Origin of the sequence: Paenibacillus sp. CFBP13512 (assembly GCF_005233705.1) — a bacterium.
GTDB lineage: Bacteria > Bacillota > Bacilli > Paenibacillales > Paenibacillaceae > Saccharibacillus > Saccharibacillus nuruki.
Genome location: NZ_QGAD01000018.1, coordinates 16424 through 35529, shown reverse-complemented (window position 1 = coordinate 35529; position 19106 = coordinate 16424). Strand labels below are relative to the sequence as shown.

General features: G+C 40.1%; 16 protein-coding genes. 8 read left to right on the top strand and 8 right to left on the bottom strand.

The window, feature by feature from the left end; translation table 11 throughout:
* The 3 genes from thiD (at position 1) to PaeCFBP13512_RS19445 (ending at position 3820) form a co-directional block, all read left to right on the top strand.
* The gene (gene thiD / locus PaeCFBP13512_RS19455) at positions 1–825 is read left to right on the top strand and encodes a bifunctional hydroxymethylpyrimidine kinase/phosphomethylpyrimidine kinase (protein WP_137225457.1); all 825 of its coding nucleotides are present in this window, start codon (positions 1–3) and stop codon (positions 823–825) included.
* Between the two features lie 522 nt (positions 826–1347).
* On the top strand, positions 1348–2001 hold the full coding sequence (locus PaeCFBP13512_RS19450; RefSeq protein ID WP_137225455.1) for a type 1 glutamine amidotransferase domain-containing protein: 654 nt from the start codon (positions 1348–1350) through the stop codon (positions 1999–2001).
* Positions 2002–2263: 262 nt separating this feature from the next.
* A complete protein-coding gene (locus PaeCFBP13512_RS19445; RefSeq protein WP_137225453.1) occupies positions 2264–3820 on the top strand; it encodes a Ppx/GppA family phosphatase in 1557 nt (518 codons plus the stop codon).
* On the opposite strand, the gene ppk1 is transcribed toward PaeCFBP13512_RS19445, so the two are convergent.
* The 3 genes from ppk1 to PaeCFBP13512_RS19430 form a co-directional block, all read right to left on the bottom strand.
* The gene (gene ppk1, locus PaeCFBP13512_RS19440; RefSeq protein ID WP_137225451.1) at positions 3753–5897 is read right to left on the bottom strand and encodes a polyphosphate kinase 1; all 2145 of its coding nucleotides are present in this window, start codon (positions 5895–5897) and stop codon (positions 3753–3755) included. The genes PaeCFBP13512_RS19445 and ppk1 overlap by 68 nt on opposite strands.
* A gap of 161 nt (positions 5898–6058) precedes the next feature.
* The gene (locus tag PaeCFBP13512_RS19435) at positions 6059–6286 is read right to left on the bottom strand and encodes a hypothetical protein (protein ID WP_069327508.1); all 228 of its coding nucleotides are present in this window, start codon (positions 6284–6286) and stop codon (positions 6059–6061) included.
* A gap of 146 nt (positions 6287–6432) precedes the next feature.
* The gene (locus tag PaeCFBP13512_RS19430) at positions 6433–7368 is read right to left on the bottom strand and encodes a polysaccharide deacetylase family protein (protein ID WP_137225449.1); all 936 of its coding nucleotides are present in this window, start codon (positions 7366–7368) and stop codon (positions 6433–6435) included.
* Positions 7369–7788: 420 nt separating this feature from the next.
* Between PaeCFBP13512_RS19430 and PaeCFBP13512_RS19425 the strand changes: the two genes are divergently transcribed.
* Positions 7789–8889 carry a glycerol dehydrogenase gene (locus tag PaeCFBP13512_RS19425; protein WP_137225447.1) on the top strand — a complete coding sequence of 367 codons (1101 nt, stop codon included), beginning with the start codon at positions 7789–7791 and terminating at the stop codon, positions 8887–8889.
* A 114-nt stretch (positions 8890–9003) separates the two neighbouring features.
* Here PaeCFBP13512_RS19425 and PaeCFBP13512_RS19420 read toward each other — a convergent pair whose 3' ends face one another.
* Positions 9004–10272, bottom strand: a complete 1269-nt coding sequence (locus PaeCFBP13512_RS19420) for an MFS transporter (protein ID WP_137225445.1) — start codon at positions 10270–10272, stop codon at positions 9004–9006.
* 163 nt (positions 10273–10435) lie between these two features.
* Between PaeCFBP13512_RS19420 and PaeCFBP13512_RS19415 the strand changes: the two genes are divergently transcribed.
* Positions 10436–10888 (top strand): Lrp/AsnC family transcriptional regulator, encoded by a 453-nt coding sequence (locus PaeCFBP13512_RS19415; RefSeq protein ID WP_137225443.1) that lies wholly within the window; start codon positions 10436–10438, stop codon positions 10886–10888.
* A gap of 84 nt (positions 10889–10972) precedes the next feature.
* Here PaeCFBP13512_RS19415 and PaeCFBP13512_RS19410 read toward each other — a convergent pair whose 3' ends face one another.
* From PaeCFBP13512_RS19410 to PaeCFBP13512_RS19400, 3 genes are all read right to left on the bottom strand, one after another.
* Positions 10973–11986: a nuclear transport factor 2 family protein gene (locus PaeCFBP13512_RS19410; protein WP_161594327.1), complete on the bottom strand. Its 1014-nt coding sequence runs from the start codon at positions 11984–11986 to the stop codon at positions 10973–10975.
* A 227-nt stretch (positions 11987–12213) separates the two neighbouring features.
* Positions 12214–13227 (bottom strand): hypothetical protein, encoded by a 1014-nt coding sequence (locus PaeCFBP13512_RS19405; RefSeq protein ID WP_137225440.1) that lies wholly within the window; start codon positions 13225–13227, stop codon positions 12214–12216.
* Positions 13228–13395: 168 nt separating this feature from the next.
* Entirely contained in the window at positions 13396–14118 is a 723-nt protein-coding gene (locus tag PaeCFBP13512_RS19400) for an MBL fold metallo-hydrolase (protein WP_137225438.1), read from the bottom strand.
* 168 nt (positions 14119–14286) lie between these two features.
* On the opposite strand from PaeCFBP13512_RS19400, the gene PaeCFBP13512_RS19395 reads away from it, so the two are divergent.
* From PaeCFBP13512_RS19395 to PaeCFBP13512_RS19385, 3 genes are read left to right on the top strand one after another with little or no spacing between them, the layout of a single operon-like run.
* Positions 14287–16230, top strand: coding sequence for an ABC transporter substrate-binding protein (locus PaeCFBP13512_RS19395; protein ID WP_137225436.1), 1944 nt, complete (start codon positions 14287–14289; stop codon positions 16228–16230).
* Entirely contained in the window at positions 16227–17222 is a 996-nt protein-coding gene (locus tag PaeCFBP13512_RS19390; protein ID WP_137225434.1) for a FecCD family ABC transporter permease, read from the top strand. The genes PaeCFBP13512_RS19395 and PaeCFBP13512_RS19390 overlap by 4 nt, the downstream gene beginning before the upstream one ends.
* Positions 17219–18238, top strand: coding sequence for a FecCD family ABC transporter permease (locus PaeCFBP13512_RS19385; RefSeq protein WP_069327499.1), 1020 nt, complete (start codon positions 17219–17221; stop codon positions 18236–18238). The genes PaeCFBP13512_RS19390 and PaeCFBP13512_RS19385 overlap by 4 nt, the downstream gene beginning before the upstream one ends.
* A 72-nt stretch (positions 18239–18310) precedes the next feature.
* On the opposite strand, the gene PaeCFBP13512_RS19380 is transcribed toward PaeCFBP13512_RS19385, so the two are convergent.
* Positions 18311–19048: an MBL fold metallo-hydrolase gene (locus PaeCFBP13512_RS19380; RefSeq protein WP_137225432.1), complete on the bottom strand. Its 738-nt coding sequence runs from the start codon at positions 19046–19048 to the stop codon at positions 18311–18313.
* Between the last annotated feature and the right edge of the window lie 58 nt (positions 19049–19106).

Sequence of the window (19106 nt, the reverse complement as noted above, 5' to 3'; positions counted from 1 at the left end):
ATGAAAAAATTACTAACGATTGCAGGCTCTGATTGTAGCGGAGGCGCTGGCATACAGGCAGATCTCAAAACATTTTCAGCGTATGGTGTATTCGGTATGAGTGTGATTGTATCTGTAGTGGCTGAGAATACAGCTCGTGTGATCAGTATTCAGAATATCACGCCAGAAATAATCAGCGATCAGATTGATGCAATCTATGAAGATATCGGAACAGATGCTGTTAAGATTGGTATGTTATCGGATCGTGATTGTATGGAAGCTGTTGCTTATAAGCTTAAGCAGTATCGTCCTGAGCATATTGTGATCGATCCTGTCATGTATGCCAAAAATGGAAGCCCATTAATGAAACAAGAGGCAGTAGGTACATTGATTCGAGACATTTTACCACTTGCCGATATCCTAACACCTAATATTCCAGAAGCAGAGCGAATTACAGGGATAACGATTGAATCGATACAGGATATGGAAGAAGCTGCTAAGCGAATAGCCGATCAAGGCGTACGTCATGTACTTATCAAAGGTGGGCACTCACTTGGCGATGAAGCTACAGATATATTATATGATGGTCAGCAAATGTATTATTTTACAGAAAAACGAATTTCTACTTTGAATACGCATGGTACAGGATGCACGTATTCTTCTGCTATTGCAGCAGGGCTTGCATTAAGTGGTGATCTGCACGAAGCGGTTAAGCAAGCCAAAGCTTATGTAACCACAGCGATTCGTCATTCGTTGAATCTGGGTTCAGGTCCCGGTCCTACGCACCATTTTTATGATTTGTATCAACATGGATTGCGTCAGAGTGATTCAACCAAGCTCATTTAATAAGGTGAAGCTATCCAGTGAAGGATAATGAAAATATCGAACAGATTAGAGGGATGTCCTTTAATCTGTTCATTTTTTGCTACCCTATTGGCATTTTAAATAGACAGGCAATATAAAGCGAATAAGGAGACAAAGAAGTATGCAACGAAAACCAAAGCGGTCTAAACGAAACAAAGAGAAAAAGCTAGAATCTTTTTTGCACACTGTATTAGATATTTTCTTCTGGTGGAGATAGGGCGAATTGTAGCAACCAAGGTAAAATAACAAGCAAAGAAAGTAATCATTTTTATGTATATCGTTTGACAGCTTTGATTTAAGGTTAAAGTAATAGAGAGCGACGATACTAAAGTAGCGTACTTTATTGTTTCATACTCAAAATTTTTTTGCTAAAAATTTGATTGTGCACAAAAAAGTTGTATACTATGTATTGAGTGGAGTATATAACTAACGATTGCATTCGTTTCATATACGTAATACATCTTAATCTTTTAAAAATATAAAACTTCGAAGGAGTCGATTAATATGACTAAAAAAGTATTGTTAGTAGCGACAAGTGCTACAAAAATGAACGGACACCCAACAGGACTATGGTTAGAAGAATTGGCTGCACCTTATCATGTATTTCAAGATGCAGGCGTAGAACCTACGATCGTATCGGTTAAAGGCGGTAAAGTAACACTGGATCAAAACTCTATTCCAGACGGTATTCCTGCTGAATTTCAATCGGTAGCAGATATGCTTGAAGATACTAAAGCTCTTGCAGACGTAAATGTAAGCGACTTTGCAGGTGTATTATTTGCAGGTGGACACGGTCCTATGGTCGATTTCGCAAGCAACCCTGTGATCGCTCAATTGATTCATGATACAGAATCACATGATGGTGTTGTTGGCGCTGTATGTCATGGCGTTGGTGCATTAGTAGATGTGAAAAAAGCAGACGGTACTTACTATGTACAAGGCAAAAACATTACAGGTTTCACAGATGAAGAAGAAGATATGGTGAAATTGACTAAATATGTTCCTTTCCTATTAGAAAGCAAATTGCGTGAGCAAGGTGCAGCATTTGTAGCCGCTTCTGCTTTTGCAGACCATGTTATCGTTGATGGCAAATTAGTAACAGGTCAAAATCCTGCTTCTAGTGAAAGCACAGCGAAAGCGATGCTTGAATTGCTATAATTGTTAACTTCTCCTTTATATCTATAGATATATTTAAAAAAGCATCAAGCCTCTGGATTTCCTCAGAGGCTTTTTGTTTTTTAGATTTCTTTTTACCGATCACATCAATGATATCCCAAAGATTATATAAGTAAATATATACGTATGCAGATAGATAAACGATTGTGACAATGATGCAAATAAGATAGACTGACTTTAACTGTAATCAAGATACGATGCATATTTTGTAAATAGAAGCTTGTACAGGTCAGGAGGAGCTACGATGAGAGAGCAGGAAGAACGTCGCCGTGTAGGGATTATGGATATAGGATCGAACTCGATTCGTCTGGTTATTTATGAGACAGGGGATGGAGGCGGATATCAGGTTCTCAAAGAATGTCGAGAATCTGCTCGTCTAAGTGCAATAGTTACGCCTGAAGGAGATATGCCACTTGAAGCGGTCAGTGTGATCGTGCCTGTTCTAAAGCAGTTTGCTGAAGTCAGTGTAGCGTATGAAGTAGAAGAGATTCGTGCTGTGGCTACAGCGGCTATTCGTAATGCGAGTAATGGCGAAGAAGTCATCGACTACTTGAACCGTGAAACTGGACTCACGATAGAACTGTTACCGGGTGAAATGGAAGGGCATTACGGCTTTATTGGCGTAGTTAACCGAATTGATATCGAAGACGGTTATATTATTGATATTGGAGGCGGAAGTACAGAGATTACTTTATTCCGTGATCGTGCTCGCGTTTCCAGTGTGTCTTTTCCTTTCGGAGCTGTCAATATGAATGTGCGATTCGGCAATGAAACGACCGGGCGTTGGGAAGAGTCTTCGGTTGAAGAACTTCGACAACTGGTGCTAGATGCCGCGCAAAAGCATGAATGGATTAGTGAGCACCCTGATCTTCCTATGGTCGGTCTAGGTGGAACGATTCGTGCTGTAGGTAAAATGCATCAACGTAAATTAAAATATTCTCTGGAGCAGATTCATCATTATACGCTAGAAGCAGAAGATACTGACTATTATTATCAACAGCTTCCAGCTATGAGTAATGATCAGCGCAAACGCATTGCCGGTCTATCCAAAACTCGTAGTGATATTATTGTGCCCGGTGTTATTATTTTAAATACGTTATTCCGTTATATGCATTGTTCTCATTATGTGATTAGTGGAACAGGTCTACGTGATGGATTGTTCTTCGAATGGGAACGTGGCAAAGACAATGCCATTGTCGAAGATGTATTGGAATACGAGATCGGTGCAGCTTTACACGGAGAGCCCTTGCCCCGTCAACGACATTTACGCTGGGTGCAACAGTTATCTTCTGAACTATACGAAGCACTTGGAGAAGGTCAAGGAGACGTCTCTAATCGCAAAATCCTGCGTACCGCTTCTTTAATGTATCGGGTAGGTATGAAAATTGGCTATCATGACTTTGAAGAGCATACTCGTTATCTATTAACGACTCGTGCTGTAGCTGGACTTAATCATCGGGAAACGGTGCTAGTCGCATTTATCGCTATTTTCGGCAGTAAAGGCAAAATCAAAAAAAGAAGGATCTCTACCGAGTACGCCGATATTCTTCATCCTAAAGACGAAGAACGTATTCGCCGCTTAGGCGCTGTTCTTCAATTAGCTGCTGCTATGGATGTGAGCGAAACGCAACCTGTTGATCGCTTAGTCGCCGTACGAAAAGGAAGAGACTTCGAGCTGACAGTTCACTGTCATACCGAAGCCTCTATGGAAACACATGAAATTACGGAAGCGGTTAGAGATTTGGAGAAGGAGTGGGACGTAAGAGTGAGACTGGTGGTACATATGGTTTCCAAGAATTAATTTCCCACGCTTTAAATTGACTGCGTAACGGAGGTTTACCGTTATCAAATCGCTCATAACTGCCACTAGGTAGTAGCAATCTAGCTTTGATATTATCCTCAAGGATAAGAGCTAGAATGCGCTGCATAGTGGCTTTTGTGTTTTTATCAAACAATGGACACATCAGCTCTACACGACGGGTTAGATTACGAGTCATCCAGTCTGCACTGGATAGCCAGATTTCAAGATCGCCACCATTTTCAAAAGAATAGATCCGTGAATGTTCCAGATATCGATCGACTACACTGCGAACGGTAATGCGTTCACTCAAGCCAACGACACCCGGACGTAAACAGCACACTCCACGTATAATCAGATCGATATTCACGCCTGCTTGAGAAGCGATATATAACTCGTCGATAATTTGTTGATTGGATAACGAGTTCATTTTGGCAATAATGCGTGCAGGTCTACCTTTGCGTGCATGTTCAGCTTCCCGTTGAATCAATTCGATAAATTTATTCATCATCGTATCCGGCGCAACCGCTACGGCTTGCCATTCATGACTTTCAGTATAGCCTGTAATATGGTTAAACACTTCTGATGCATCTTCACCAATATGAGGATTTACCGTTAACAGACCAATATCGGTATATGATTTAGCAGTAGACGCATTATAGTTTCCTGTACCGATATGAATATAACGCTTGAGACCATCGGCTTCACGGCGTACCACAAGAATTAATTTGGCATGTGTTTTGAGTCCAACTAGACCATAGACCACATGACAACCTGCTTTTTCCAGAGTACGTGCCCATGCAATATTACGTTCTTCATCAAATCTAGCTTTAAGTTCAACAACAACCGTTACCTGTTTACCCGATTCAGCAGCTTTGGCGAGCGCTTGAATAATCGAAGAACGTCCGCTTACACGATACAACGTCATCTTGATTGCCATGACATCATCATCTTCAGCCGCTTGTTCAATAAAATCACTGATTACATCAAATGATTCATACGGATGATACAGCAATACATCACGCTCTTTAATGATGCTGAAAAAGTCGGTATCACTGCCTTCTGGAAATTCAGGGGCATACCGTGGAATCTCTGGTGGATAGCGTAACGATTCATGATTTTGTATAGAGTCTGAGAATGGTAGCAAAAATCCAAGATCCAAAGGTCCATCGATTTCATACACGGCTTCAGACACATCGAATTCTTCCTGTAACATACGAAGTGCAAAAGGATGGAAATCTTTTTCAACTTCGAGACGTACAGGTGCACCACGACGACGTTTGCGTAGTTTATTTTCAATTTCTTCTAGCAAATCTTCCGCTTCTTCTTCGTTAATATCCAGATCGGTATTACGAGTCAAACGGAAAGCATTTACCCCTACAGGTTGATAGCCTCCAAACAACGTATGAATATGATGACAGATCAATTCTTCAAGCATAATATACTGTTGTTTTTTACTATTTTGACGGTGAGGTAAAGAAACCAATCTTGGAAGATTAGAAGGAATCTGTACGATAGCAAAATAGAACGCATCATGTTCATTCTCAGTAATGGGTTCACGACCGCCATGCTCTAGCACGACAGAAAGGTAGACATTCAATCCATGTACCAATGGGAATGGACGACTCTGATCGACTGCCATCGGTGTCAATACAGGGAAAATGACATCTTCATAATAAGTATCTGCTGCTTTGCGCTGAGCGATACTAAGATCGGTATAACGATTCACCGTAATGCCCTGTTTACCAAGTAGACGCATCAGTTCACGGTATGTACGATATTGAGTATGAACCATTTTTTCTACTTTTTTGGTCAGACGTTTGAATAGACCAGACGGAGTATAGCCGGTAAAGTCTTTTTTGAGATAACCTTCTTTAATTTGATTGCGAATACCAGCAACACGTACACTCATAAATTCGTCTAGATTACGGGATACAATGCCCAAAAATTTGATACGTTCTAACAGGGGAGCGTCTGGATCTTGAGCTTCTTCCAGTACCCGACTGTTGAATTCGATCCAGCTTAGATCACGGTTAATATAGCTTGAGTGAGTAGGATGGTTCACTTGTTTATTTTCCATAATGCCTCCGCTTAATCTTTGTTATCCAACTATATTCTTTATCTAGTGTAACTTGCAGTATGTGTAATTCCAAATCATACGAATACCTTTGTCATAAAGTGTCAAAACAACTCATATAGAGTCATTATAACGTGCAATTGTTAACGCTGTGTAAAGGCTGATTACCATTCGTTCCATAAATTAGGGCCATTCACTTTACCAATCGCTTTTTTTTGCGTACGCCCAAAGTTAAAACCATGGGTACGCAGTTCATAACCTTCTTCATTCAGTATGTCTGGAGAAATCGTTTTTTGCAATTCAGCAACTGAACGGGTGAGATAACCGGGCTTGTGCATATTAACAAGTAATAGATCATGATGTAAATGACTCAAACATTCGGCTAATGTCATCAAGTATGTGCTCCTTCAGATAATTACATCGCTTATTTTTAATATATTACCCTTGTCGCTTGTTTTTGATAATAGGCTAATGATGAAAAAAATACCCGATCACTTCATATGCAGATGATTCAAGCATAGAGGCAATCAGGTATTGGTTATTCTTTTAAATTCAGAATATGTTTGAGTTCAGTATGAGAATTCACATTCAGACGTGGTAAATGCATCAGATCATCACCAGGATGAACAAATCCAGGTCTGACAGTAAACGCCATTCGATATCCATTTTCACGTAACGTATAGATCATTTGATCCTGATACTCACCATACGGATACGCAAAGTAAGGTGTATCAATCTTTGTTTTATTTTTCATTAATTCAATATCATTTTTGAGACGATCATTTTCTAGACCCACCGCAGCGGTATCTCCACATTGAATCGTATTTTTGTAATGAAGATTGTACGTATGACTATTATATTCAAATACATCTTTGGTCGCTTTCATTTCTTTACGCGAAATGGTTGTTTTTTCTTTAGGTAGAAATTTTTGCGTTTTGCTTTTGAGCTTGGTACCTACGATAAAGATAGACGCATGGAATCCGTATTTCTTCAATACAGGATAGGCATAGACCACATTGTTCTGATAACCATCGTCAAATGTAATAACCACTGTTTTTTGAGGTAACTGGATCTCCCCATTCACATATTGCTCCAATTCAGACAAGGTTGCTGTTTTGTAGCCTTGATCGTGCAGATATTTCATTCCTTTGCTAAATGACTCCAAGCTCATTCGAGCATTATTTTTCTTTTCTACATTATATTTCTCAGGCACAACATAGTGGTACATCAGTACAGGAATCCGAGCAGCTTTGCCTTCAGGAGCCGTCTTAATCGATTCAGAAGCAGATGCTACATTATCTTCGCCTGCATGGAGCAAGTTAGCAAAGAGGTCATTCTTGGTATCGTAGGAAGCTTTACAAGTCTTATAAGAAAAAGCTGAAGCATGTGGATACTTTAAGCTAAGTATGTAAAACGTAATCACAAATGCAATAGAAATATAGAGCATGATTACAAATAAATATCGAGCTCGCATCACTATTTCTCCTTTCTAAGCGCTTGGCAGTATAAGAGCGACTAAGTTCAATACAGCAATGATTTTTATATTATAAAATATCTTACATTAGCGCTTGGCAGTATAAGCGCTGAGATCATTCTATATCTAATATCGGCTTCGTCAAACTAAAATTTTATGGTGCTGTGGTTCTATGTTCTATCCCGGTATTAAAGGAAATTTCTTCTGCAAACGCTTTACCATAGCGCATTTTCAAAAGTTTGTCAGTGACATAATTCACTTGGTTTGGAGAGATGAAGGAGTATAGTTGTCTGTAGTGATAAGTATCACATGGCAAAATATCACGTCAAAGGCTTATTGTTGAACCTATCAAGCAAGGTCTCTCTGTCGGTCAGGAATATAGAATCGTAGACTGTAATTATCCAAAAGGATGTGTGAATCATGGCAGATTTCGTCAGATCAGTAACTTCACCTAGAAAATTTATTACAGGTCAGCACTTATTATCCAAACTCAATGATTATACTCGTGGTTATGGTGATCATGCGTATGTCATTTGTGATGAATTTATATTAGAACGTGCGCAAACAGAAGCAGCACCTACATTTACAGCTGCTAATCATAAAGTACATTTTGAAAAATTTGAATATGAATGTACCAAAGAAGAAGTGATGCGTCACCGTGAATTAGTACAGCAATCCGGTGCGAACGTTATTATAGGTATTGGTGGCGGTAAAACATTAGATACAGCGAAAGCGACTGCTTATTATGAGAAACTTCCTGTAGTCATTTTCCCAACGATTGCATCTACAGATGCGCCTTGTACCGCACTTGCTGTAATTTATAAAAAAGATGGTTCTTTCGATGAGTACTTATTCTTACCGAATAATCCAGATACCGTGCTTGCAGATATGGGTATTCTTGCAGGTGCACCTGTTCGTTTCTTCGCTGCGGGTGTGGGCGATGCGTTAGCGACTTATTTTGAAGCTCGTGCTTGTTATGCTTCTAATGGAGATAATCTTGCTCTGATGAAACCAACAGCAACCGGACTTGGATTGGCTAAATTATGTTATGAAATGTTGCTTGATAATGCAGTGAGCGCAACCAAAGCCGTCCAACAAAAAGTCGTCACAAAAGCAGTCGAAAATACCATCGAAGCAACGATCTACTTGAGTGGAGTAGGTGCTGAATCCGGTGGACTTGCCGCGGCACATGCGATTCATAACGGGATGACTGCTGTTCCTTCGATCCACCGCGCTCAACATGGTGAGAAAGTCACATTCGGATTGTTAGCTCAATTGGTATTGGAAAACTCTCCGAAAGAAGAGTTCGAAACCGTAGTTAATTTGATCAAAGCAGTCGGTCTACCATTAACACTTGAAGATCTAGGTATGACTGAATTTGTAGAAGCAGAATGGCGCCAAGTGGCTGAATCTGCATGTGCACCGGACGATACAATGGGTCATATGCCTTTCCCAGTAACCGCAGATGATGTCTACAATGCGATTGTAGCTGCTAATGCAATCGCTCAGACGTACAAATAAAAAGTACTTTTAACAATACATGCAACACGTATATCTAAATAAAAAGAAGCCTTACCTTAATACACAGGTAAAGGCTTCTTTTTTGATACGAATAAATAAGTGACTATCATTAGATTAAGTATCATGAACTGAAGAATTCGGAACAAAGCTGTAACGACTAGCAGTCCATGAAATGACAAAAGCCACGAGAGCCAGTAGCATTAATACCCAAGGAAGGGCTAGACTTCCTACCGATAAAAGTAGAAGTCCACCGAGTGCTGCACCACCGCTTATCGCAAGATTCCAAGAGGTAACAAGCATAGATTGTGCAACATCGGCTTGTTCACCAGTAGCTTCAGCTAAAGCCGTTTGTAACAAGGTTGCCACTCCTCCAAAAGTAACACCCCATAATACGATACCCACCATAATAAGGATAGCGGAATGACTGCCTATGCCCAAGATAAAAGCAGCTAAGGTGAAAATAGCAATACTTATAAGCACTAATTTACGTAACCAACGATCAATTAAAGCTCCCGTAATCCAGATTCCAATAATAGAAGTGCCACCAAATACAAACAAAACAACATCTGTACGTTGAGCTAGACTGGTAAAACTTAAATAAGGAGCGATATAGGTATACAATATATTATGTGCCAATACCCAGATAAACACGACACTTAAAATAGGACGTACACCTGGTAGGCAAAAAATAGTAGCTAACGAATAACGCTGAGAAATCGTTTGCGCTTTTATATTAGGTAATTTCCAATAAATCCAAAAGATCAATAGAAAAGAAAGTATAGACATCATGCCAAATACCCATCGCCAACCTACAAAATTACCTAGAAATGTACCCAGCGGAACACCCAGAGCAAGCGCAATAGGCGTGCCTGACATTGCGATAGCCATCGCTCGTCCTTTTAATCGATCCGAGACCAGTCTTCTTGCATAACCTGCAACCATTCCCCATAGAACTCCAGCAGCAACACCTGCACCAAATCGAGCAATGACTGTGATCAAATAACTAGCAGATACCGCTGTAATCGTATTGAAAAGCAGAAATGCTACAATACAGACAAGTAGCAATGATCGCCTAGGCCAGTTACGCGTCAACGCAGTCAGCGGAATAGCTGCCGATAGTGATCCTAGAGCATACCATGTAACTAATTGTCCGGCAGAAGCTTCTGAAATCCCTAAGCCGAAGCTAATCTGAGGTAACAAACCCGCAGGAAGTGTTTCGGTAAGAATACCAATAAAACAGGTCATCGCTAGAGCAAGCAAGCCTGCCCAAGGCAACCGATCTAACGGTACAGGCTGTTCTAAAGCATCAGTAGACTTGGTGGTAGAGTGAACCAAAGATTTTACTATTGGTGTATCTTTTGAAATATTTTGCTTTTGATCCATTATCGTTCCCCCTTTAATGTAAACCTTGCTACTTCATAGGTATATATTTAGTATAATGAATAAGAAAATGTGGTTACATATCAAAAACAAGTTATTTAATTGTAGTTACTAATGAATTACAAGTAATTGATATCTAAAAATTTAATTGTATAGGAGACCGTATATGGATCACACAGATCAGCAGATTCTTGCTATTTTGGAACAGGATGCAAGAGTATCGATGACTCAATTAGGCAAATATGTAGGATTAACTCAACCCGCAGTGACGGAAAGAGTCAAACGTTTAGAAGAAAAAGGGGTTATTAAAGAATTTCGAGCGATTATTTCTACTGAGAAAATCGGAAAAAGTGCAACAGCATATATCTTATTTAAAACAGAAAAATGTACACCTTTTTTAGAATTTTGCCGTTCTTCTCCAGAAGTGATTGAATGCTATCGGATTAGTGGTGAATACAATTACATGCTCAAAGTAGTCAGTGATTCGACTGCATCTATCGAAGAATTTGGTAATCAATGCGATTTATGGGGACATTATATGATTTTGCTAGTGATGTCTGCTCCGATTGAGTTCAGTGGATTGATTTCTTCTCTACAAACAGAGAATCTTTTAGTATAAATAGGTAGTGTATGTATGAATATAATAAAGTAACAGAAAACACCCCTCTTCTAGTATGCAGAAGAGGGGTGTTTATTGTTGTTTTTAAAACATACCATTTTCATTTACTGTTTTGGCAGGGACATCTTGTGAAAGCATCCACATTTCAGCAATCTCATTGTTTTCAACACGGAAGATTTGGACAACAGATTGACCTGCATCGTCAGCATTCTTTTTCATCTGACTTTGGATCAATACCATATCGCCTTCTGCAACCATATTGACGACTGTTGCTGTGCTATCTGGATTGGCACGGAATTGAGCAAGGTAGTTGTTCACCAATGGCTCAATGCCATCTTTCATTTTCACATTATGCTGCACTAAAGATTCACTCACAACACCTGAAGCTGCATCTGTATTATGCTCTACAAAAAAGCTGTTAAAGAAGTTGCTTACAAATTGAGCATTCGAAGCAACGATCGCTTTATCTGTTGCAGCTACATCTGCGGTTGTGGATGCACTTGGTAATAAGTTTTGGATCATACTAGAAGCGCCTGTTACCGATTGAACCGTTTTCCAGTGCTCTACAATCTTACCATCGGTTACACGGAAAATATCAACAGCTGCTTGACCAGGATCATCCGGATTAGCCATCGGATAATTCATCACAGCGACAAGATCATTTTGACCGATCATACCTTTGACATTTACTTTGTAGTCAGGATTAGCTTTGATAAATGAAGCGATATATGTTTTGAACGCTTCTTTACCTGTAGCGATCATCGGATCATGTTCTTTGTAATCATCTGCAAGATACATATCTATTTTATCGGCTTGATGTCCATTGAGTACATCTTGATACATACTAGCCACAACTTTTTTGTTAGCTACGATTTTGGCATTTTGAGCAGAAGCCGATTCTGTGCTAGCCGGATCCGTTGAATTAGCACCTTCTGTTGGTGTAGTCGCTTCAGGGTTCGTTGCTGCCGGATTGCCTGTACCTGTATTTTCAGTAGTAGATGTAGTGGCTGGTTGTTCTGTCGTACTGGAATTGCTTGTACATGCTGCCAGAGCAGACATTAACAAAATGCTGGTTAGGATCAAACTGATTTTTTTCATCATAAAACTCCTTTGTTATAAATAGTGAAAAAACGTCTGCGAAGCAAACTTCACTTTTGGATTGGGCTTGAAGTGTGTCCTTTTTCTATTACCCATAGTTCACTATCATATCCCTAAAATGACAAAATCGACAACTTTCACGAATGATCAAGTACAGTCAAAAACCGTCTCCCTATACTAGCAAAGACGGTCATATGGAATATTAAGTTGCACATTCTAGGCAAGTTTTACGATTCGAGCGGAGCCACTTGTTGCCGATAAGCTTCTAATTTAGCAGTCATTTTATCATTCGATTGTGCTGCCAAATCCATTAATCCATGTAGATCGCTAAGAAGAGTACTAGATGGATAATCTTCTGCGGTATCTTCATCATTAAGTACAGCTAGGTACTGTTTTTTAGCGTCAGGATCGATTTTTTTACTAAGACTGTCGAACAGTTGAGTATTATCTGCACCATAAAATACGCTATACACAGCATACTGATAATTTTGCTTCATATCAGCTATACGATGAGATGTTGGATATTTCATTATAAATTGCTCCAAATCCAAAGTACGTTCTAATAGATCATCCCAACCGATCACAAGCCCTGCATCTATCATTGCCGGCTGATCGGATTCTTCCGCCATAATATCAATATAGGCATCTATATCTTTGGTGACATAATCGTCATACGCATCGTACTGATCGTAATCAATAATCGGCATATAATAGCCTTCGATATTCACAATGCGATAACCGCTTTTTTGGGTATTAGACAATAATTTTTTGAGCGCAGGTTCTTGAGCACGCTTGATCATATCGTCCATATCTTCATCACTATAGACTTCAGCTGATGTATACATGTTCATTAGTTTTTTTTGAATCGATTCCGTATATTTATTGGTCCATGTATCCATATATTTGTTCTGTGCATTTTCTAATGCTAGAACCAGCGAAGTACCTGTTTGCGGAGATACTTTTTTGATATTTGTTTTGAGATAAGCTGTTGCTTGAGGAAGCTTTTCACTGCTAGTTAACATCTTTTTGAAACGGGCAACTATAGTTGCAGATGGGGATGTTGTTGTAGACGCCGATGCTAAGACTATATTGTTGCTTGTGCTTGTTACAGGAATAGTACTACTGTCAGATGCAGAAGTTATCGTAGTTAGTGTAGGCGCACTTTGCTGACTACATCCGATTGTTTGCAATACTAGCAGACCAGTAACCGTACACAGACCGACTTGTTTGAATAATTTCATAAGTTATCATTCCCCCTCTATTGAAATCACGCTATATAAAGCCTTATTCCTATCCCTACCCTTGTCAATCTGCACTGAATCTAAAGTAAAAACAATGTCATTTCTAGTGTATGTTCTCTACATCATTAGTCAGATAGTCTGAAAGCATCGTTATGTACAATAAACGTATCAATTGGACAACGTAAAGCTATATTTCACAGTCATGGCTTCGATTGCCGCACGCATAGGAGCTTCAGGTTGACGAAGGAAAGAACCATGACCGACTGCAAGCAGAGACGGCTGGTAATGTAGTAATTTGCGAGCACTTGTCCATGCAGTGTGTTTATCCCATGTAGCGAATGCAGGAAAAGGAAATGCCCACCGCATATGACCAGCGACAGCCAGTCCACCTTTGATCTGAAAAGCATCGCCTACGATTAAATGACGATTACGTGTATCCAAATAAGCCATCGATCCCGGCGTATGACCTGGCACAGCAATAGACAGTAATGAGCCAATCTGATCACCGTTATCGACTAACACATCAGGAGAAGTGGTGATTCGCTTAGGAATAGAGCCACGAATCGGACGCTGTGCTTCATGAGAATCAAGTGTCCTATCCCCACTGATGATACGAGCATCCCGTCTGGGGATATAGACTTTGGCTTCAGGGTAATGCTGTTTTAATCGATCTAATGCACCCATATGATCGGTATGAATATGGGTAAGCACGATACGAGTGAGTGGCTTTTCCAGACTATGGATCGTCTGTACAATCCCTTTATAACTGCTAGAGAGACCGGTATCTATTAATGTTAGTGTTTCATTTTCTTCTACAAGATAACAGTTCACCGGAAAAAGATGAGCGAACCATGTCATTTGATGTAATGTGCTCTCGCGTTGTACACGCATGTGTGTAATCACCTCTAATCTTCATTTTACCATTGATGGATCAGTGATAGGGGGAAGTTATAATAATATGTAAAAAAATGAAAACGATTGTAATTGAGAATGAATATCATTAAAATAGAAAGAAGATCATTTACTTCAATACAGTACGTTTGTTAAAAGGGGTTAGCGATGAATATAGATCAATATATAAAGCTGTGGAATCAAGCTTCGATCCACGTGTTGGATGTTCAGCATCACTTCATTCCATACGAACAGTATGTGTCACCTTATCCTTTACCTGAAAATGGATTTCTATATACAGTGCGTGGACATGCGCTTATTCATGTCGATCATACCGCTTATCCTACAGAGCGATTTCATATGATACATAGCGGTAAAGGAAGTATTCTTCAGATTGAAGTCTTGGATGAATTATTAGAATACTATCTGGTGCTATACCGACCACAATTGTTGATTTCTAATTCTAATGTCTATGCGTTAACAGATCATCATTATGTATTAGACACTTCCTATGCACTCAAACCACATCATCCCGTAATCGTACACGATAAAATCAAACAATTACAGCAAGCATGGATGCATATCCATCCATTACAAGAATTTCAAGTACGATCATCCTTTATGCAAATAGTGTACGACATATTGGAACAATTGCAGACAGATCAAGCTCAGAACCCAACAACAGACCTTGTGACTCAAGCGATTCGTTATATTCATGAGCATTACGAACTTCCGCTAACGATCGATTTACTTGCAGCTACATTAGAATGCAGTCCACGTCATCTAGCTCGATTGTTTCGTAACAGTGATATTGGTCAGAGTCCGTCTGATTATCTGATTCGTTTTCGTATACAAAAAGCCAGTGAACTGCTTATTCATACAGAGCTAACGTTGCAAGATATTGCGATGAATGTAGGTTATCAAGATGGATATTATTTCAGTCGTATGTTCAAAAAGTATAAAGGATTATCGCCTATTCGTTATCGTCAAGAACGTCGTCAACAGCTATGGAGTCCCAATATGACATCCACGATGTCCGATTTCTCTATTGTTGGCTCAGATGTACACCGCTATAGTGATAATGATTCTCAAAATCATACTTTAAGCGGAGGTACTTTTATAATGCATAATCCAATCAGACGTTCAGCAGTGTTAATGCTGCTTCTTAGTTTTACATTATTGTTAGGGGCTTGTTCTACACCTACATCTTCAATGACTCCGATAAGTGAAGGCAATTCAAATAAGCAAAGTGCAAGCGGAGACAATGCTACTCAAGGATCTACACGTACGATCACTCATGATCTAGGCAGTACTGAAGTGCCTGCTGAGCCAAAGCGAATTATTGTGTTAGAGCAAGGATTCACTCAGACGGTTGCTGAACTGGATGTCAAACCTGTCGGTGTAGCTGATGATGATAAGCCTGAACGTTTTCCACAAGATACACTAGCTTATATAGAAGGATATACATCCGTTGGTGCACGTTCAGAACCCAATCTAGAAGTGATGCGTACGCTCAAGCCAGATTTGATTATTGCGGATACGAGTCGTCATAGCAATGTATATGAAGAATTATCAGCTATTGCGCCTACGATTGTTTTCAAAAATGATACTGCTAATTATAAAGATATTATGGCTTCTACACGAGCGATCGGTGAAGCGTTAGGCAAGTCGGAAGAAACAACAGCTATGCTGGAGAACCATCAACAACAATTGGCCAAGCTAAAGCAATCGATTAATAGTAATCAATCCGTGCTGATTATTGCGGCTGATGAAGAAGCAAGCCAATCGTTTCAAGTACGCACAGATCAAGCATTCCATTCATCATTCCTGCAAGCGGTAGGGCTAAATTATGCATTAAGTGATACAGAAGAAGTCAGTCAACTGATGACGACAGAGCAATTGTTAGCGATAGATCCAGATCAACTGCTGATCTTAATTAATGAAGACGATCCGTCTGTATTAGCAGGGCAAAAAGATAATCTACTCTGGAATCAACTAAAAGCTGTACAAACAATCAAAGCTCATGAAGTTGAATTGGCTAAATGGTCAAGACAACGCAGTATTCCGGCACTTACCCATATCATGAGTGAAGCGACTACTTACTTTCAATGATCCCAAAATGGATCTTAGCCGTAACTAGCCTAGCGATCTTGCTGATTCTATTTGTCAGCTCGCTTATGATAGGTTCGTCTTGGATATCGTTAGCCACCGTCATCGATTATCTTTTGCACTATTCCACTACAGTGAAAGAACATATTATTTTGCATATTTTGCGGATGCCGCGAGCGATAGCGATGATGCTGATTGGCGCTAATCTCAGTATTGCAGGCTGTATTATGCAAGCTTTGACCCGTAATCCGTTAGCTTCTCCAAGTATATTTGGAATCAATGCAGGCGCTTCTTTTATGATCGTACTCTGTACTATTATTTTGCCAACAGTAAATGGATTGGTTCTTGCCGGAGCAGGCTTTGCTGGTGGTCTTATCACAGTATTGATTGTGCTGATAATGAGTCTAGCGATTCGCGGGGGCAAAGTAGAAGTACGTATGGCATTAATCGGTGTAGTGATTCAAGCGCTGCTATCTTCTTTTACACAGGGATTATTGATCTTTAATGAAGAATCGGCTAGCAAAATCATATTCTGGCTCGCTGGATCAGCAGCAGGAGTCAAATGGGATGAAATCCAATTACTGCTTCTATTTAGCATCATCGGATTTGTTATGGCTGTCAGTCTTAGTCGATCCTTATCCTTAATAAACTTAGGCGAAGATATTGCGCGTGGACTCGGTCAGAAAATATGGACAGTGCGCATTGTAGGCAGTGTGATCGTTATTGTGCTAGCAGGGATATCCGTTTCTATTGTTGGGCCGATCGGTTTTGTAGGGTTAATCGTACCGCATATGACACGCTATCTGGTAGGAACCGATTACCGTCTTGTGATTCCTTTTGCCGGAGTGTTCGGAGCAATATTGTTAACACTAGCAGATATCGGTTCACGCTTTGTGAATTTTCCAGCAGAGACACCTGTAGGGATTATAACAGCTCTTATCGGTGCACCTTATTTTGTCTATTTAGCTAGACGGCAGAGCAGGAGTTCATCATGAATAACCTTATCGGTCAAAAGCGTAATCTAATCATCATCTTGATTCTTAGCGTACTAACCTGCTTATTGATGATGATCAGTATTCAAGTTGGAGCAGTACGTATCAGCTGGTTAGAGATCGGCAAAGCATTTATTCAGCGTGGAGATGCTGATCTTACCTATATTATTCTTCATTATCGATTGCCTCGAATTATACTGGCGATATTAGTAGGAAGTGGGCTTGCGGTGTCGGGTCTGGTGGCGCAACAAATCTTGCGTAATCCGTTGGCAGCACCGGATACATTAGGGATTTCCGCAGGAGCTGCACTAGGAGCAGTCTCTACAGTACTACTTTTACCTGTAGAGATGCAGAGTACATGGCTTACATCGTTGACTGCTTTTGTCGGCGGAGCGATCGGAGCCTCTTGTGTATATGGGTTATCGTACCGCAATGGAGTCGATCCTATTCGACTGGCATTAGTCGGCATAGCGGTAAGCGCTTGTGGAAGCACATTAGTCCAGTTACTTATCATCCAATCATCTACGAATACCAATACCGTTCTGCTCTGGTTAAATGGTTCGCTCTGGGGACGTCATTGGGAGCAGGTTATGCAATTAGCACCGATTATTATCATTGTTGTGCCTATCATCTGGCTTTTAGCCAAATCGTTAGATATTTTTGGACTGAGCGAAGAATCTTCTAAAGGGCTAGGGTTACGTATCGAGTGGATGCGGGCGATTTTGCTTCTGATGACTGTTATATTAGCCAGTGGTTCAGTAGCTGTTGTAGGTATGGTCGGTTTTGTAGGTCTGGTAAGTCCGCATATTGCTCGGCGCTTAGTATCTGGCGGGCATCGGTATTCTGTTCCTGTAGCGGCATTGGTAGGTGCTATCATGATGTTACTGGCAGATGTGATTGGACGGATACTGGCTCCACCTTTAGAATTTCCGGTAGGTTTGGTAACGTCTGTGATTGGAGCACCTTATTTTCTATTTCTATTATGGCGTGAATATAAAAGTAAAAACCGTGCAGGTTAATGCTTGATTTGCATGGTTTTTTGCTGTCTATTTATAGGTGGAGAGATAGTAGCAGGAAGATATAGATGTTGATTATAAAGACTGTTTGATGGATAAAGAAGACTTTTTTAATTGTGATTCTGCTTGTTGAATAGCGGTATGCATAGCTTCATAAGGATGATCGATCATATGACCGTGTCCTACAGCAAGTAGACTGGGTTGTAAAGCTAACAATCGCTGAGCGCTTTGTAAAGAAAGCTCTTTGCTCCATGTAGCTAATGCAGGGAACGGGAAGAACAATCGTACAGAACCAGCGACAGCCACACCGCCTCTTGTCTGAAAAGAATCTCCAGCGATAAGCGACCGATCTCTAGTATCAAGCAGCGCTATAGAGCCAGGTGTGTGACCGGGAGTAGCAATCACTTGCAAAGAGCCGATCAGATCACCTTCATGAAGCAAAACAGAAGGACGAGTTTGTAGTTTTTTGGGAACACTGCCTTTAATTTTGGTCTGCGGTTCATGCGAGTCTAACGTCATATCACCGATTATCAAGCGTGCATCTCGCTCCGAAACGTACACAGGAACATCTGGATAACGTTGATGTAATGTATCTAATGACCCTACATGATCATCATGAATATGGGTCAAAATAATAGCACCTAATGGCTTACCAATCTGAGCAATCGCTTGTTGAATCCCTTTGTAACTATTAGGTAATCCTGCATCAATTAACGTCAGACTGGATTCTTCTTCGACTATATAACAATTTACCGGAAAAACACCGGGTAAAAAAATAAGTTGATGTAATTTACTTTTACTAACTATTCTCATATCAATCACCTCTTAATTACACTATAAACTAATAGTATTAGTTTAATCAATAACTATA

What these genes read in the sequence shown, in the direction of transcription:
- PaeCFBP13512_RS19380 (WP_137225432.1), bottom strand. Translation starts at nt 19,048, where the DNA reads ATGAGAATAGTTAGTAAAAGTAAATTACATCAACTTATTTTTTTACCC.
- PaeCFBP13512_RS19400 (WP_137225438.1), bottom strand. Translation starts at nt 14,118, where the DNA reads ATGCGTGTACAACGCGAGAGCACATTACATCAAATGACATGGTTCGCT.
- PaeCFBP13512_RS19450 (WP_137225455.1), top strand. Translation starts at nt 1,348, where the DNA reads ATGACTAAAAAAGTATTGTTAGTAGCGACAAGTGCTACAAAAATGAAC.
- PaeCFBP13512_RS19395 (WP_137225436.1), top strand. Translation starts at nt 14,287, where the DNA reads ATGAATATAGATCAATATATAAAGCTGTGGAATCAAGCTTCGATCCAC.
- PaeCFBP13512_RS19445 (WP_137225453.1), top strand. Translation starts at nt 2,264, where the DNA reads ATGAGAGAGCAGGAAGAACGTCGCCGTGTAGGGATTATGGATATAGGA.
- thiD (WP_137225457.1), top strand. Translation starts at nt 1, where the DNA reads ATGAAAAAATTACTAACGATTGCAGGCTCTGATTGTAGCGGAGGCGCT.
- PaeCFBP13512_RS19410 (WP_161594327.1), bottom strand. Translation starts at nt 11,986, where the DNA reads ATGAAAAAAATCAGTTTGATCCTAACCAGCATTTTGTTAATGTCTGCT.
- PaeCFBP13512_RS19435 (WP_069327508.1), bottom strand. Translation starts at nt 6,286, where the DNA reads ATGACATTAGCCGAATGTTTGAGTCATTTACATCATGATCTATTACTT.
- PaeCFBP13512_RS19420 (WP_137225445.1), bottom strand. Translation starts at nt 10,272, where the DNA reads ATGGATCAAAAGCAAAATATTTCAAAAGATACACCAATAGTAAAATCT.
- PaeCFBP13512_RS19405 (WP_137225440.1), bottom strand. Translation starts at nt 13,227, where the DNA reads ATGAAATTATTCAAACAAGTCGGTCTGTGTACGGTTACTGGTCTGCTA.
- PaeCFBP13512_RS19390 (WP_137225434.1), top strand. Translation starts at nt 16,227, where the DNA reads ATGATCCCAAAATGGATCTTAGCCGTAACTAGCCTAGCGATCTTGCTG.
- PaeCFBP13512_RS19415 (WP_137225443.1), top strand. Translation starts at nt 10,436, where the DNA reads ATGGATCACACAGATCAGCAGATTCTTGCTATTTTGGAACAGGATGCA.
- PaeCFBP13512_RS19385 (WP_069327499.1), top strand. Translation starts at nt 17,219, where the DNA reads ATGAATAACCTTATCGGTCAAAAGCGTAATCTAATCATCATCTTGATT.
- ppk1 (WP_137225451.1), bottom strand. Translation starts at nt 5,897, where the DNA reads ATGGAAAATAAACAAGTGAACCATCCTACTCACTCAAGCTATATTAAC.
- PaeCFBP13512_RS19425 (WP_137225447.1), top strand. Translation starts at nt 7,789, where the DNA reads ATGGCAGATTTCGTCAGATCAGTAACTTCACCTAGAAAATTTATTACA.
- PaeCFBP13512_RS19430 (WP_137225449.1), bottom strand. Translation starts at nt 7,368, where the DNA reads ATGCGAGCTCGATATTTATTTGTAATCATGCTCTATATTTCTATTGCA.